At 56.3% G+C, this 14,891-nt stretch carries 14 protein-coding genes and 1 pseudogene; 7 read left to right on the top strand and 8 right to left on the bottom strand.

What is annotated here, in order from left to right; translation table 11 throughout:
- Positions 1-30 precede the first annotated feature (30 nt).
- The 4 genes from AC5RE1_RS00415 to AC5RE1_RS00400 form a co-directional block, all read right to left on the bottom strand.
- Positions 31-192 (bottom strand): MetS family NSS transporter small subunit, encoded by a 162-nt coding sequence (locus AC5RE1_RS00415; protein WP_006681207.1) that lies wholly within the window; start codon positions 190-192, stop codon positions 31-33.
- A complete protein-coding gene (locus AC5RE1_RS00410) occupies positions 189-1,811 on the bottom strand; it encodes a sodium-dependent transporter (RefSeq protein ID WP_006681208.1) in 1,623 nt (540 codons plus the stop codon). Before AC5RE1_RS00410 ends, AC5RE1_RS00415 begins: the two co-directional genes overlap by 4 nt.
- 166 nt (positions 1,812-1,977) lie before the next feature.
- A complete protein-coding gene (gene glf / locus AC5RE1_RS00405; RefSeq protein WP_006681209.1) occupies positions 1,978-3,120 on the bottom strand; it encodes a UDP-galactopyranose mutase in 1,143 nt (380 codons plus the stop codon).
- A 150-nt stretch (positions 3,121-3,270) separates the two neighbouring features.
- The gene (locus tag AC5RE1_RS00400) at positions 3,271-4,287 is read right to left on the bottom strand and encodes a glycosyltransferase (RefSeq protein WP_285067311.1); all 1,017 of its coding nucleotides are present in this window, start codon (positions 4,285-4,287) and stop codon (positions 3,271-3,273) included.
- A 200-nt stretch (positions 4,288-4,487) separates the two neighbouring features.
- Here AC5RE1_RS00400 and AC5RE1_RS00395 point away from each other — a divergent pair, with 200 nt between their 5' ends.
- The 4 genes from AC5RE1_RS00395 (at position 4,488) to AC5RE1_RS00380 (ending at position 7,400) form a co-directional block, all read left to right on the top strand.
- A complete protein-coding gene (locus AC5RE1_RS00395; RefSeq protein WP_006681211.1) occupies positions 4,488-5,432 on the top strand; it encodes a ketopantoate reductase family protein in 945 nt (314 codons plus the stop codon).
- 69 nt (positions 5,433-5,501) lie between these two features.
- The gene (locus AC5RE1_RS00390; RefSeq protein ID WP_006681212.1) at positions 5,502-6,332 is read left to right on the top strand and encodes an HAD family hydrolase; all 831 of its coding nucleotides are present in this window, start codon (positions 5,502-5,504) and stop codon (positions 6,330-6,332) included.
- A gap of 169 nt (positions 6,333-6,501) precedes the next feature.
- On the top strand, positions 6,502-6,732 hold the full coding sequence (locus AC5RE1_RS00385) for a PTS sugar transporter subunit IIB (RefSeq protein ID WP_006681213.1): 231 nt from the start codon (positions 6,502-6,504) through the stop codon (positions 6,730-6,732).
- Positions 6,733-6,869: 137 nt separating this feature from the next.
- A complete protein-coding gene (locus AC5RE1_RS00380) occupies positions 6,870-7,400 on the top strand; it encodes a PTS sugar transporter subunit IIA (RefSeq protein WP_285067305.1) in 531 nt (176 codons plus the stop codon).
- Positions 7,401-7,537: 137 nt separating this feature from the next.
- Here AC5RE1_RS00380 and malQ read toward each other — a convergent pair whose 3' ends face one another.
- On the bottom strand, positions 7,538-9,694 hold the full coding sequence (gene malQ / locus AC5RE1_RS00375) for a 4-alpha-glucanotransferase (protein WP_006681215.1): 2,157 nt from the start codon (positions 9,692-9,694) through the stop codon (positions 7,538-7,540).
- 92 nt (positions 9,695-9,786) lie between these two features.
- A complete protein-coding gene (locus AC5RE1_RS00370; RefSeq protein ID WP_006681216.1) occupies positions 9,787-10,041 on the bottom strand; it encodes a PTS sugar transporter subunit IIB in 255 nt (84 codons plus the stop codon).
- A gap of 220 nt (positions 10,042-10,261) precedes the next feature.
- Between AC5RE1_RS00370 and AC5RE1_RS00365 the strand changes: the two genes are divergently transcribed.
- The 3 genes from AC5RE1_RS00365 to AC5RE1_RS00355 all read left to right on the top strand — a co-directional run bounded on the left by AC5RE1_RS00365 (position 10,262) and on the right by AC5RE1_RS00355 (position 13,618).
- The gene (locus tag AC5RE1_RS00365) at positions 10,262-11,221 is read left to right on the top strand and encodes an acyl-CoA thioesterase (protein ID WP_040318560.1); all 960 of its coding nucleotides are present in this window, start codon (positions 10,262-10,264) and stop codon (positions 11,219-11,221) included.
- A 1,126-nt stretch (positions 11,222-12,347) separates the two neighbouring features.
- The gene (locus AC5RE1_RS00360; protein WP_006681219.1) at positions 12,348-12,848 is read left to right on the top strand and encodes an integrase core domain-containing protein; all 501 of its coding nucleotides are present in this window, start codon (positions 12,348-12,350) and stop codon (positions 12,846-12,848) included.
- A gap of 248 nt (positions 12,849-13,096) precedes the next feature.
- On the top strand, positions 13,097-13,618 hold the full coding sequence (locus tag AC5RE1_RS00355; RefSeq protein ID WP_006681220.1) for a methyltransferase family protein: 522 nt from the start codon (positions 13,097-13,099) through the stop codon (positions 13,616-13,618).
- Here AC5RE1_RS00355 and AC5RE1_RS00350 read toward each other — a convergent pair.
- A pseudogene (locus AC5RE1_RS00350) lies at positions 13,588-13,911 on the bottom strand (terminase TerL endonuclease subunit); the annotation flags it as partial. The gene AC5RE1_RS00355 and the pseudogene AC5RE1_RS00350 sit on opposite strands and share 31 nt — an antisense overlap.
- Positions 13,911-14,846 (bottom strand): nucleoside hydrolase, encoded by a 936-nt coding sequence (locus AC5RE1_RS00345; RefSeq protein WP_006681222.1) that lies wholly within the window; start codon positions 14,844-14,846, stop codon positions 13,911-13,913. The pseudogene AC5RE1_RS00350 and the gene AC5RE1_RS00345, both read right to left, overlap by 1 nt.
- Positions 14,847-14,891 lie beyond the last annotated feature (45 nt).

The raw sequence follows: 14,891 nt of genomic DNA, 5'->3' as shown, positions 1-14,891 counted from the left end.
AACGCCACGCAAGGCACTTCCACGGCTTCATCATTCGCTTGTTGTCGAGCCCTTCGGGTCTAGCGACTGAGCTGGAGCCTCGGCCTCGTCCCCGGGAACTGAAAGGGTGCGGAGAAGCACGACGGAGGCAACAAGGCCACCCCACACAAGAAGGATCGTCACAAGGAACATGACGGTTGCAGCTGCGCTCACGATGCACCTCCTTCACGGGTTACCTCAGCGGTTTCGGCGCCGGAAACGGTCGCATTAACCAAAGCGTCTTCGTCTTCTTCAACAAGGTGAGCAACCGTAGCTGCATCGACGCTGTGATGACTCCAGGGCAAAAGCGTCAGGATTACAGACACGATGATCGCGAACGCAACCGAGCCCCAACCAAAGATCAGGACGAAGCTGGTCTTGTAGCCACCGTAGCCTTCCTGGATGTAGCCGACGATCGCAGAGAAGAGCATGAAGATCAGCACTGCGGGGATAATGACGCCGACCAGCGCTTCCCAAGCCTTCGGCACCTTGACGCTGGACACTGAGTTCAGATGTGTGCGCAGGCCCTTCAAACGCGGAGCGAAGAGCGCTACCAAGATTGCCATCGAAACAGCGGTCGACACGACGCCGATGTTGTTGATGAAGGTATCGACGATATCCAGGTTGTTCAGACCCGAGCGGGTACCGAACAGAGACAGGGAGATAATCATTGCGGGAACGCCGAGGACCATGGAGGCCTTAACCGGCGAGAAACCGAACTTATCCTGCAGACCGCCGGATACAACCTGAAGGAGCGACAGTAGCGAGGTAATACCGGCAAGCACCAAGGAAGCGAAGAACAAGACGCCGAACAACGAACCACCGGGCATCATCGAAACGATCTGCGGGAAGGTCACGAAGGACAAGATCGGGCCAGTCAGGCCTTCCAGTTCATTCACGCCCACACCCTGCGATGCTGCCATGAAACCAAGAGCAGAGAAGACGCCGATACCGGCGAGGATTTCGAACGAGGAGTTCGCGAAACCTGCGACCAGAGCGGTGCCGGTCAGGTTCGTCTTCGGCTTCAGGTAGGACGCATACGTCAACATGATGCCGAAGCCCACGGACAGCGAGTAGAAGACCTGTGAGAAGGCTGCGAGCCACACGTGCGGGTCGGACAACTGTCCCCACTGCGGAGTGAAGAATGCGTTCAGACCATCGATCGCGCCATTGAGGAAGATTGCGCGAAAAACCATGACCAGGAACAGGACAACCAGCAACGGAAGGAAGACCTTGTTTGCTGCTTCAACGCCCTTGGACAGGCCACGGCCGATGATCAGAAGGACGAACATCCACACGAGTGCCAGCGGGATCATGATGGCTGCAACGGGGCTCCATGAGAAGGTTTCACCATCAACGGTCTGCAGGAAGTCATTCAGGAAGAACCCCTGAGGATCATCGCCCCACGATTGGTTCACCGAGTAGATCATGTACTGAACGCCCCATGCGATCACGGCACCGTAGTACACCATAATCACGAAGCAAACCAGAACCTGGAACCAGCCGATAAACTCGCCACCGGCTTTCAAGCGACGCAGCGCCCACGGCGGTGAACCACGGAACTTGTGGCCAAGCGAGTAGTCGAGCCACAGCATCGGAATACCGACTGCGATCAGCGCGACAAGGTAAGGAACAAGGAAGGCGCCACCGCCATTTGCGTAGGCGACACCGGGGAAACGCCAGATATTTCCCAGACCGATTGCGGAGCCGATCGCGGCAAGGAGGAAGCCGGTCTGACCGGTCCAGGTATCCTTGCGTTCCGGCTGCTCGGCCGTAGGTGTTTGAGTTGACATGGGTACTCCCTATAGACAGGATTTCCATTCAATGTAACGGCCACGCATAAAGTGCCGGCAAAATGTCCACCAGATAGACACCTAGGCGCACATTGGTCGCTTAAACGTTTGACAGGATCTTCGTCGCCTTCGCCTCAGGGCTGAAGTCGGACTTGGCGTACACGCCTTACCAGCGCGAAACAACCTCATCAAAACGGGTCAAAGCCGACGCAATCGCCATATGCATATCGAGGTACTGATACGAGCCAAGTCGCCCGCCAAACAGAACCTTGTCCTCCTGCGTCGCAAGCTCGCGGTAGGTAGCCAGAGTCTGCCTGTCGGTCGGCGCTGAAACCGGGTAGTACGGCTCGTCATCAATAGTGGCGAAGCGCGAGAACTCGCGCATAATCACTGTGTTCGTCGCACCCGTCCGGTCACGTTCAGGATGCAGGTGAGCAAACTCGTGGATGCGCGTGTAGGCAACGGTTTCATCGGCGTAATTCATCACCGAACACCCCTGGTAGTCAGCGGTATTGACGACTTCGGTCTCAAAATCAAGGGTTCGCCACTTCAGCTCGCCTGCCTGGTAATTGAAGTAGCGATCAATTGCACCCGTGTACACAACACCGGTTTGACCAACCGTGCGCTCTTTGGAGAATTCGTGTGAATCATCGAAGAAATCGGTGTTTGTCTTCACTGTGATGCGTGGATGATCAGCCAGCCGGGTCAGCCATGCTCCGTAGCCGTCGACGGGAAGCCCCTCGTAGGTGTCGCGGAAATAGTGGTTGTCGTAGGTAAAACGAACGGGAAGACGCGAAATGATTGCAGGATCCAGATCCTTCGGATCCATCTGCCACTGCTTCGCGGTGTATCCCCTAATAAACGCCTCATAGAGCGGGCGACCGATCAGGCTGATCGCCTTTTCTTCCAGATTCTCAGGAGTTTTACCACCGAGCTCTGACGCCTGCTCTTCCACAAGCGCTCGAGCAGCGTCTGGCCCGTAGGCCGCATTGAAGAACTGATTGATCGTCCCTAGGTTGATCGGCATCGGGTAAACAACGCCCTGATGGTTTGTGTAGACGCGATGCTGGTAATCGTTGAACGCCGTAAAGCGATTGACGTAATCCCAGACGCGTTCATTTGACGTGTGAAACAGGTGCGTCCCGTATCGGTGCACTTCAACACCAGTTTCAGGATCAACTGATGACCATGCGTTGCCACCGATGTGCTCACGGCGTTCGACGACAGTCACGTTCATACCGCGAAGTTCGGCTGCCTGACGCGCAAGCGTGAGTCCGAAGAATCCGGAGCCAACAACGACAAGATCCATACAACCGGTCCTTTCACACAGGCAAGAGCACGTGTGTCAACCGCGCACGCCCACAATGCAGATTCCCCCCAGTTTAGTGGCAAGAACGCAGTCTTCCGGCCAACAGCACGTTGTCAGAGCACAAAGAACGACCAGAACGGGCAAGCCCGGTCAGTTAAAGCCAATGAGCGCTCGGACAATCCCATAGCCTTTTCGCAGAACCCATTCATTCTTCATGCGAATCGCTCGCCCCAGAAGATCGGACTCAACACGTTTGGCCGCGACGGGATTTACGTCTTCAAGGTCCTTCCACAGCTGGTCTTTCATCGCCAGGTGCTCGTCAGTTCCCGACAGAACAGCCATGATTGTGCAGACCACGCAGTTAATGCGCAGGTAGTGGATCATGTAGTTATAGAGGTTGGCCGGAACCGTGTCCGGGTCCGGAATAGCCTTCACCATCTCACGATTGACGCGCATCAGTTGATCCAAGCGCGAAATCATCACGGGCTCGTTGACCGACTGGTCGTCGCGACCAATGAAGTAGCGGTACAGGTCGACGTCAAGGTAGCGGATCGTGCGAATCAGCGGGAACGGCGTGTGGGAGTAAATGAAGTCAACGTAAAACGTGTGCTCGGGCATGACCAGACCGGACTGACGGACAAGTTCGGTGCGCATGGTCAGCGAGTGCATCATCAGGTACTGCGTGTAACGGCACTTACGAACGTCTTCCCAGCCAATTGTGCGTCCCTGTGGCAGGACGTTGCGGTAGCGGACAATCAGCTTGTGCGCTTTGCCCTGCTTTTCGTAGACGTAGTTAGTGACCAGAAGATCCAGTTCACGCCCGTTCGCACGTTCTTCACGAAGAACGTCAAGCACCTTGTTCATTGCCGCGCGATCAACCCAGTCGTCAGAATCGACGACGCGAACGTGTGTGCCCGTGGCAACTTTCAAACCGGCATTGACTGCGCCACCATGGCCTTTATTTTCCTGGTGGATAGCCCGCACGCAGGTCGGATACTTTGAAGCCCACCGATCAGCAAGCGCACCGGTGTTGTCTTTTGAGCCGTCGTTGACGATCAATACTTCCACTTCATCGTTGTAGTCAACGAGGGTCGCAAGCGCCCGATCCAGATAGTCCTGCGAGTTGTACGAGGGAACGATGACAGACAGCAACGGCTGGGCGGACATGAGCTTTCCTTGATCGATGTCAGGCGGGTATGCATTAAGCATAGTCGTTGAAGCGTTACGCATATCGCGCCCCCTATCAGACGCAGGTGCCTGGGAAGAGATGCGTGGCCTCGTACATAAATCACCATTGCCGAGTGTTAACAGTTGAGAATTTTTCGCAAACCGGTGACGCGCACCCGCAAACGTGCCACTATCGAAGCATGAAGATCGCAATTATTGGTTCCGGCGGCGTGGGCGGCTACCACGCAGGTGCTCTCATGGATGCGGGCGCCGAGGTTCATATCGTCACCACTCCCCGTCACGTCGCAGCAATCAGCGACAGGGGCTTGATCGTGCACACCGAATCCAGTTCGCGCACCTACCACCCCGCATCGGTGACCACCGACGGCACGGGCGTAGGCGTCTGCGACCTGGTGATGATCACCGTCAAGCTCACTCACTTCGAAGAACCGCTGGAAAACTGCCAGCAGATGATCGGCCCGGACACGCTGGTCCTGACCTTCCAGAACGGTGTCGTTGCGCCCGACATGGTGGCAAAACGCTTCGGAGCAGAGCACGCACTACCGTGCGTCACCTTCATCGTTGCCTTCATCGACGGCCCGGGCGAGGTCCGTCAGATCGGCGCCCGACCAAAGATGCTCATCGGCAGTGCACCAATTGGCTTGGACGGAACGTACCCGATCCTCGAAGAATTCAAGGACGCACTGCTTGCCAACGGCGTTGATGCGCACATGTCCCCCACGATCGCACACGACCTCTGGTACAAGTACGCGGTCATCTGCACCATGGGTGGCGTGAACGTTCTGGCAAACGCGACCGTCGGCGAAATACGCTCCTTCGACGAAACCCACGCTCTCTGGACAAAGTCCGTGAAAGAGGTCCAGTCGGTCGCGCGCGCCAGCGGCGTTGATTTGACCAACGAGGACTGCGAAAAGATCGTCGGCGAGCTGGATAGCTACCCGGAAGCCTCGACCTCGTCGATGCAACGCGACCTGATTGCAGGAAAACTGTCAGAACTGGAGTACCTGAACGGAGCTCTTGTGGCGAAAGCTGACGCTGCCGGAATTGATGTTCCGTTACAGCGCCTGATTGTGACCATCGCGCGCTTGCATGCCAAGCGTGGTCGCGTTGGTCTAGCTTCCTAGCCCTCCTGCACTCTTACTTCACACGGTCGTTCGAGCATCGCGTCTGAGCGACCGGATATCCTAAGGACCATGACGTCTGCTTCCTCTTCAGCCCAGTTAATCTTCCTTGACCTTGACGGAACCCTGATCGGCAAAGACCAAACGGTCCCCGAATCCGCCCGTCAAGCGTGCGAGCAAGCCGTCGAAGGCGGCCACACCCTGTTCATGTGCACGGGTCGTTCGATCCCGGAAATCTACCCCTACCTGTGGGATTTCGGTTTTTCAGGGTGCGTTGCGGGAGCGGGAAGCTACGTGCGCGTCGGCCAGGAAGTCCTGCTGGACGAACGCGTTGACCCCGCGCTGATCGAACCGATCACCGATGTGTGGCGTCAGCTTGACGGAATGTGGATCTGGCAGGGGTCGGACGCCATGCACCCCTCCGAGGGATTCATGGAGATGTTCCTTGAAACCGCCGGAATGAAGCCCCAGGATTGGGCTCCCTACGCCGAGTCCATCGCCCCCTATCTTGGCGAGGGTCTTCCGAAGTCATCAGCGAAGTGCACGGCGTACATCCCAGCAGGTAACACGACCTACCAGCAGGTTCGCTCCCTTATCCCCGACTCGATGGACGTCATCCCCGGCTCTATTCCCGCAGGTAACACTCTGGTTTTTGAGGTGACTCCAAAGGGAATCTCGAAGGGCACTGGCATTCAGCTGGCTGCTCGCCATCTTGGTTTCGACATCGCTCACACCATCGCCATCGGCGATTCCATGAATGACCTTGAAGCACTGCAGGTGGCTGGAAGGTCAGTCGCAATGGGCGGAGCCGACCCCGTAATCGTCGCAGCCGCAACGTTCGAAACCGCCACCTTGGAAGAAGACGGTTTGGCCCGCGCCTTCGAAAAGTTGGCGCTGATCTAGTGGTCGCGACCTCGTCCTTTCTGCATCTCACCCAAGGGACGAAGCCGCGCTCACCACGTGAGCATTTTCCCCACTTAATGCGCGATGAACAGGGCACATTCATCCAAAGCACGCTAAACTAAACTAAATGTGACATATGCCCTATTTGCGGTGTTTTGAGGAGGCCCACATGAGTCAGGCAGCAGACATCCTTTCAGCCCTCGGTGGCTGGGACAACATTAAGACGATCGAAGCGTGCATCACTCGTATCCGCGCAGAGGTCACGGATGAAGACAAGATCGACGAAAAAGCCCTCTCTGACGCGGGCGCATTCGGTGTTGTCACCGTCGCAAACTCGGTGCAGGTCGTCATGGGCCCCGAAACCGAAACCATCGTCGAGGAAATCGAAAAGCTCAAGTGACCCACGCGATTATCGAAGCTGGCATCATCGCAACAATGATTGCGGTTCACTGCGCACAGTTCGTTCCTTCTTTGGCGCGAACCCGCACCACGCGGTGACCGCGCACCTCATTCGTTGAAGATCACGCATCTACTTCCATGACGTTCACGATCTACGCACCACTTTCCGGCACGGTCGAAGCTCTTTCCGCCGTGCCGGATCCTGTGTTTTCTCAAGAGATTATTGGGCCTGGTTTCGCTATTGTGCCCGAGAGCGAAGGCGCGGGTGCAACCATTGATGTTGCTGACGTGGGTGCGAGCACGAGCGATGCTGGCGCGAGTGCTGACTCGCTCTCTATCGCGAACGCTCCAATTTCGGGGACAGTTCATTCGCTTCACCCGCACGCTTTTGCGATCAAGCATCGGTCGGGCACAGGAATCTTGGTTCACCTTGGTATCGATACAGTGAACTTGAAGGGTGAAGGGTTCACCGTCCACGCTTCTAAGGGCGATGCGGTGAAAGCCGGCTCACCTTTAATCACGTGGGACCGTAGCATTGCGCGCCGTGCTGGCCTTGCCGTGATTGTTCCCGTCATCGCTCTGCGCCCCGATGTGTCCATGAAATTGCTGGTCAAGCCGGGGACTTTCGTTCGAGCCGGGATTGCAATCGCCGACTGCTGGGAGCTCTAGCACTTTTCCGGTGGCACCACCTACACCTCACGCGACACAACCACGCCCTCAGACACTAAACCGTCGCATCAGGTGTAGCCCGTGCACGCAAACCGGTCACTCTCTCAAAACCAGCCAGCGAAAACCCAACCAGTCCCCTACTTTCGAGCGCGCACCGATGCCGTAAGAACGGTGAACAGGGAGTTCAAACGCTCATTGGCCGGAAGGTCGTCAATGTAAACCTCAACACCGTCAGCATCACAGAGCGGAACACGCCAGTTCGGATATTCCTTGTCAGTGCCGGGAAGATTCTGCGGACGCCTGTCCCCCACCGCATCCACCAACGATGCCACGACCAGCTGAGATGAGGTCTGCGCAACATACGCATGCAAGGCTTCAACGATCTCACGCTCTGACGGGGATGCGGATTCAAGCAACCCGTATTCACGAAGTCGAGCCAACACCTGTTCACGTTCAAGACGATCAGCGGCTCGCACGGATTCGACATCCTCGACCAGCAGACCAAGCTCGTCACGCAAAGTGGTCTGCACACCAGCCAAGTATCCGGCAGTCGGTGGCAGGTCGTGCGTGTTCACTGCGGCAAGGCACGCGGTGCGATACGAGCCGGGGTGAAGTGGCCATCCGCCACCATCCTTCTCGAACCAGAGGATCGAGGTCCCTAGGATGCCTCGCGAACTCAGGTAGTCGCGGACCCACGGTTCAACGGTTCCGAGGTCTTCACCAATGACAACTGCTCCGGCGCGTTGCGCTTCTAGGAGCACGGTTCCGACCATGGCCTCGTGATCGTAGTACACGTAGGTGCCGTTTCCGGCACCCATGCCCGCTGGGATCCACCAGAGGCGAAAGAGGCCGAGGATGTGGTCGATACGGATGGCTCCCGCGTTGGCGAGGGCTGCGCGGACCATGTCGCGGATCGGCTTGTAGCCGGCCTGTGCCAGGGCTCGTGGCGACCATGGCGGTTCCGACCAGTCCTGTCCCTGCTGGGAGTACATGTCTGGCGGAGCACCAACAGTCATACCTTGGGCGAACACGTGGCGGTTGGACCAGGTTTCGGATCCGTGTGAGTGAACACCGACGGCAAGGTCAGCCATGATGCCGATGTCCATACCGACGTCGGTTGCGACGCGTTGCGCGTCTTGCATCTGCTGGGAGACGATCCACTGGCACCATTCCCAGAATTCGATGCGGTCTGCCAGTTCAAGGCGGGCACGGTCAGCGGACGGTGATGTTGAGGATGCGATCTCGTCGGGCAGGATGCAGGATTCGTTTGCTTCTGCCAGGGCACTCCAGAGTGCGAAGTTCGCCAGATCGCGTCCACCTTCTTCGACGAAGTGGGTGAATTGCGAGGTTCGGTGGTACGAGCGTGGAATCTGGTAGATCAGTTCGAGAGCTTTACGTTTGGTTTCCCACGTGCGATCTCGGTCGACCAGCGCATCCGCGGTATCGGTAGCGTTCGTGGCTAGGCGGAGTTCTTCGATGGATCGACGAACGTCAGGTGATGCGTCGGCGAATTCGTCGATTGCTTCGGGGCGGATGTAGATGGGGTTCAGCCAACGGCGCGAAACCGGTAGGTACGGTGAGTTTTCCATCGGCGTGATCGGGCTGGACGCATGGATGGGGTTGATGAGCAGGAAGTCTGCTCCCCTGTCGGCGCATACTGACGCGAGATCGGCAAGGTCTTCAGCGTCACCCAATCCCCACGAGCGTGCCGAACGCGTTGAGTACAGCTGTGCAGATACGCCCCAGCGTCGCTTGGCGTCAGCGAGCGGGCCATTGTCAATGTGGTTGGGCGCTACAAGCAAGGTTGCGGAGTGGACTTCTCCGCCTTCAAGCGTTGCGACGATCCGGTGCCAGCCCGGTGCCAGGTGGTCGGGTGTTTCGAAAGTTGCGCGGCCGATCAGCGCGTCACCGATTTGGCGCGGGGCGATGTAGCGGTCGAGTTGCGTGCAGTCGCCGGATGTTCCGTCTTCGCTGATCCAGGTGACGTGCACCCAGTTGCCGTGGGGGACGTGGACGGGGAAATCACGGTGTTGTCCTTGGCGTGCCACGATCGTTGGTGGCAGTGTGGCAAGCCAGAATCGGTCTTCTGTTTCCGTCAGCGCGTGGTGGATATCTCCGACCGTTGAGTCGGCGTCAACGTTGACGCCGAGTGCTTTGAGGACAGCGAGCAGAGAGTCAGCTGAAACGAATTTTTGTTGTCCGTACCAGTCCCAGAAGAAGGTTGCGACACCGTTTTTGTCGGCGAGGGCTCGTAGCGTGTCAATATCGGACGCTGCTGGCGCACTCCAGTCCACGTGTGACTCCTTTGGTTGCGGGCGTACAGCCAAGTCTATGCGTCAGTCTTGCCCTTGGGAACCGTTGGCCGGCAAAGTGGACGCGACTCTAGTTACGCTTCGTTGGCAGTGTCCCTTTTGACAACAGTTGCCATTTTTTCTGCGATGTCGTCAGATTCTGTGCCTGCGATGATTTGGACGATGTTACCGGATCGGACGACTGCTAGGACGAACGGCATGCGGAGTGCGTCTTCGTTGACGTTTGCTTGGTTGCCTACTTCGACTCGGATGCGGAGGGAGCACGGTTCGATGTCGATGATGTTGGAAGATCCACCGAGGGCGTCAACCAACGCGAGAGCCGATTCCATCCCGCTCCTTCCTTCCAAGGCATAGTCCTGTTGCGATCCGCATCACATGGTAGCCCTTTAAACGTATGATCGCAATCACTAAACACGGTCAGGCTAGTGTTTTTTGGCTGTTTTTTGCAGCTTTTCTACGTTGTCTAGTGTTGACAGTAGGCGGCTTTCTGCGCCTAGGGTAGGTGGATTGTGCGGTGGCGTGCGCGAAGTTTCAGGTGAAAATAGATACATGACTCATCCCATTGATGTTCCGCTGATTTCTACTGAGCCTGTTGCTTCTGTATTAAGGATTTTGGCTTTGGAGGAGTCTGGTCACGATCGTTTTGTTGGCCATTCGTTGCCTCAGGTGAGGCGTGTTTATGGTGGCCAGGTTGTGGCGCAGGCGTTGGTTGCTGCCGCTGCGACGATGGATGAGGGGCGTCTTCCTCATTCATTCCACACGTATTTCATGCGTGGTGGCGACCCGTCAATACCGTTTGAGCTTGAGGTTCAACGTCTTCGCGATGGGCGTTCGTTTTCTTCGCGTCGGGTTGTGTGTCGCCAGGGTGAGAAAGAGATTCTGGCGTTGCAGGCGTCGTACGAAAAGAACGAGGCTGGCTTGGCTTTCACGTCTGACTCCCCTGCCGTGACACCGCCGGAAGAGCTTTCGAGCGCTTTGGAGATTTTTCGGGCGATGGATCATCCGGTTGGGCGTTTTTTGGGGAAAACAACGGCATTTGATGTGCGCCATGTTCAGCAGTCGCTGTATACGAAGTCGGATGAGTCGTTGGCCAGTCGCCAGCAGTTATGGATGAAGCCTCGTGCCGAGGTGCCTGCTGAGGCGAGCCAGCATGTTCATCGCGCTTTGTTGGCGTATGTGATTGATCAGGTGATGTTGGAGCCTGCGATGCGTGCGTTGGGGTTGTCTTGGATGACTCCTGGCATGTCGGCTGCGTCGTTGGATCATGCGATGTGGTTCCACCGCGATGTGGATATTAATGAATGGTTGTTGTTCGATGGGACGTGTTCAAATGTGAATTCGTCGCGTACGTTGGTTCGTTATCAGGTGTTTACGCGTAATGGGACGCTGGTCGCTGAGGCTGAACAGCAGGGGATGTTGCGCGTTCCTGGGAATGGGCAGGCTGGTTCTGGGCGCTGGGGTTTCGGTGTGGATCCAAAGACCGGTCAGTTGCGTGCTGGTATGGCGTAGTTGTGTTGGCGTAGGTGCGGGACGGTTTGGCGTTGTGGAACGCAAACAACCTCAGTTGCCGCAGCTATAGGTAGTGCGGAGTCACCGCTGGCAACTCTGCACTACCTATTGGGGATCGAGTGAGGCTCAGTCTTCGTAGCAACGCTTGCCTCCACGGGCGAGTACTTCATGCCCTCCTCCAACACGGCGATCTTGTTGCCGTTTCTCGAAACCCGAAGCTCGTCATCTCGGGGTTAGTTTCATCATGCAACAGCCGGTATAAGGGGTGTTCGAGGGCTTTTCCTTGTCGCCACCGTCCTTGTAACGGTATACGTGCAGTGGTAGTGGAGTGTCCTTGGTTTTTGGGTCCAGGTGACTTGAGTGTTGTCCATTGATGTCCCGCCACTAGGTGGGGAGAATGGAGCAATGGTGAAAAAGTTCAGTAAGCACACGCCCGAACAAATTGTTCGTAAGCTCAACAAATCACGGGAGTTGAGGGAATCAGGATTGGCGACGGCTCAGATCCTCACAGATCCCAGCACTCACTAAGAACTACTCGATTCAATTGTGCTGAGAGGGTGGTGAAAGACTCATCGAAGTGAGTGCGTCCGGCGTTGACCCGGATCTCGTTCTCGAACGAGTAGCCCCACAGAGTGCAGACTAGGGTATCAAGAGACCTCCGAGAAGAACTCTCGTGTCCGAACCCAAAGTTCATGCGTTGGGCGCCCTATCGTGACTACCGAATACTCACACAGACGGATCAACTAATTTGGCTGCCACAGGTCTCTGGTTAGCGCGATCCTGGCCAAGCCCAGTCATCAGACATTCCTTGTAGACGAGTCGCAGTCTACGGTACCTAGAAGAAGAATCCCTGGCGCGCCGCCTTGCCACGATCAATATCTCGTTGAACTTTCATCAAAGCTTCACGCTCTTCGGGCGGAGCTTCATGCATTCTCTTGTCAATTCTCCTTCGCAGAGAGAAATGCCACCAAATGGCAAATCCAACTAGCACGAGAACCGCGAGCACAATCCATTCAGCGATAGTCATATTTTAGTATCTCACAAGGTTCCCCCTCCCCCGCACAGCAAGGATTCGGCGTTGAAGCATCCCGGGTTTTGTTCCGAGGTTTTTGTGAGAGGATTTCGCATGCCAAGGAACTATATAAAAGTTTTTGGGGAGCGGGATGTCAGGCTTGTTGAGGATCGTCTGCGGGATAATCTGGGAGTGTCTGAAACCCGCGAACACGTCGCTTTCATAGTTGCTAGGAAGCTTGATGCTGCTTCGGTGATTGAACTGCTCGACCTTGCCTGCCTCGAGCATGGTGGACGTCCCAGGGTGATCCGGATGGATAACGGCCCCGAATTCATCTCTCACGCACTGCAAGAGTGGGCAACCGAGGATGGGACATTCCAAGCGTTTATCCCGCCCGGTCAGCCATGGCATAACGGGTTCGTTGAATCGTTCCACAACCGGATGAGAGACGAGCTGTTAGAGGACAACAGTATCGAGAACCTGGAACACGCTCGCCCGCTCGTAAATCTGCGGTCACGACGTTACAAAGACTTCCATCCGCATTCCTCGCTGGGCTACCTCAGCCCACGACAATATGCGGAACAATGGAGACAAGAAAACACGGTCAACGCTTAAACCACGTGGACCTAATCCTTAGGCCACTCCAGTAGCCCGGCTATCGCCTCAGCCAAGATCCGTACGTAGCCATAGACAGCAGTCATCTGCATCGCGAAACGTTCTGTCACCAGACGCCCAGCAGATGTCGGCCCAAATAGAAACGAATAGAACGGCGTTATATGGTGGTTTTTAGCTTCGCACGCTTTGGGACGTAGCCAGTTTTTAGACCCATATAAGTTCCTTCCTGGATATGCGAAAATATCTCTATGAACACGGCCGGCACTTCGCATCTTCCCGTGCTAGGGGTAGGGCCTATCTATGTATCGGCTATTTTCGCGCTCACGGTCACGGCGAGCATTCTCAGCTATTTAGGTCTCGCATCAAACGGCGCTATCGCTAACGCGTGGATACGAATACTCATGATTGCAGCAGGCCTGCTCGTGATTGCGGAGGCCGTAATTGTGTGGTGTGCGGCGGTCTTTGGCTCTCACATGGTCCAAAGTGTCAAGACCGGCAAGCTCATGACCAGTGGGATTTACGCATGGGTGCGCCACCCCGTTTACGCAGCCTTTTTGCTGTTGAACTGCGGTCTCTTGCTCGTGCAAGCAAACTGGTGGCTGCTAGCCCTACCAGTGATTTATTGGGTAGGCCTGAGCGTCTTGATGAAACACACCGAAGAGCGCTGGCTAGAAAACAAATTCGGTGACGAATACACCCGCTATGCCACCCGCGTTAACCGCATCCTTCCCTGGCCACCTCATAGCACCAAAAGTCCCCGCAAATCATAAACTGAGCTCGCCTCTGGGGTGTTGCCGCATCTTATTGCCCGATTTAAGGCCATGATGGTAGCGACGACTCCATCGATCTTCTCGGCGGATTTTTGTTTGTCGGGTTTGATGTTTCCTGCTGGGTCAGTACGCACATGAATGTTATCGACCATCCAAGCCAGCACTGGGTGCCCGCCATGGGTTAGCTTGCCCTCTAAGGCAAGTTTCATGAGTTCCTTCGACGGTGGGGACATGTCTTTGAAGCCTTGCCCAAACGGCACCACCGTGAAACCAGCATCCTCAAGGCGGGCACTCAGTAAAACCTCACCAGCTGTTGAACCAAGCGCCCTGCAAGCTCGTCTTCAAGTTCGAATACGGCGCGGACGTTGCCCGACGGGTCGAGGCGTTCGATTGTTTGGCCTCGTCCTTCACCATCGGTGGTATCGACGCTGACTCGCATCTGTTCGCTCCGCTTGGCACTCGACATTCTGCTGGCGAGCGCCACTGTCATCGGATCGTGGAGCGCGCATGAACGCCGACCGAAGACGTCCGTGTAGAAGTCGAAGTACAGGTTGAGGATCTCGCCGAGCGCGCTGACGAAGGGGTGCGAGTGTTCCAGTAGCGCTCGTCGATGTTCTTCGAACATCGGGTATTGCATCGTCACATCAAGAGGAACCAAGGTAATCGGCCATTTGGCATCAAAGACCCGCTGCGCCGCTTCGGGATCGTTCGCGATATTGGCCTCTGCGACAGGCGAAACATTTCCGGGCACGCGTAGTGCGCCACCCATGATGACAAGCTCTTTCACGAGCTGTGGCAACGCCGGCTCCAATTCAATCGCGTGCGCAAGGTTCGTCAGCGGTCCGACAGCAATAACAACGAGGCTACCCGTATACTCGCTCGCGAGATCGATCAGAAGCTCGGCCGCACTCCTCGTATCAGCGGCTTGGGTCGACGCGGGAAGTTCGACGTTGCCAACGCCATTTTCCCCATGGATATGGGGCACTCCCCCGTCATAAGGGTGGGTAAGGAAGTCGTGTGCACCAGTCGCGACTGGTATCCCCGATCGTCCCGCTAAAGCAAGAAGATCAAGCGTGTTTCGCGTTGCCTGTTCGGCATCAGTATTCCCAGAAACGCACCCAACGCCGACGAGCTTCAGGCTGGGGTTGGCAAGACAGAGGGCCAATGCCAGCGCATCATCGATTCCCGTATCGCAGTCCAAGAACACTGGTGTTTGAGTTGGGATCATTTGTCTTTCCTTGCCTCTTACGTTCCCCTAACGGGCCCCTGATGT

The sequence above is a fragment of the Actinotignum sp. usb-actsch-rep-73 genome (assembly GCF_059082735.1).
The sequence above is the reverse complement of the archived record's forward strand: the minus strand, read 5'-3'. Positions and strand labels throughout refer to the sequence as shown.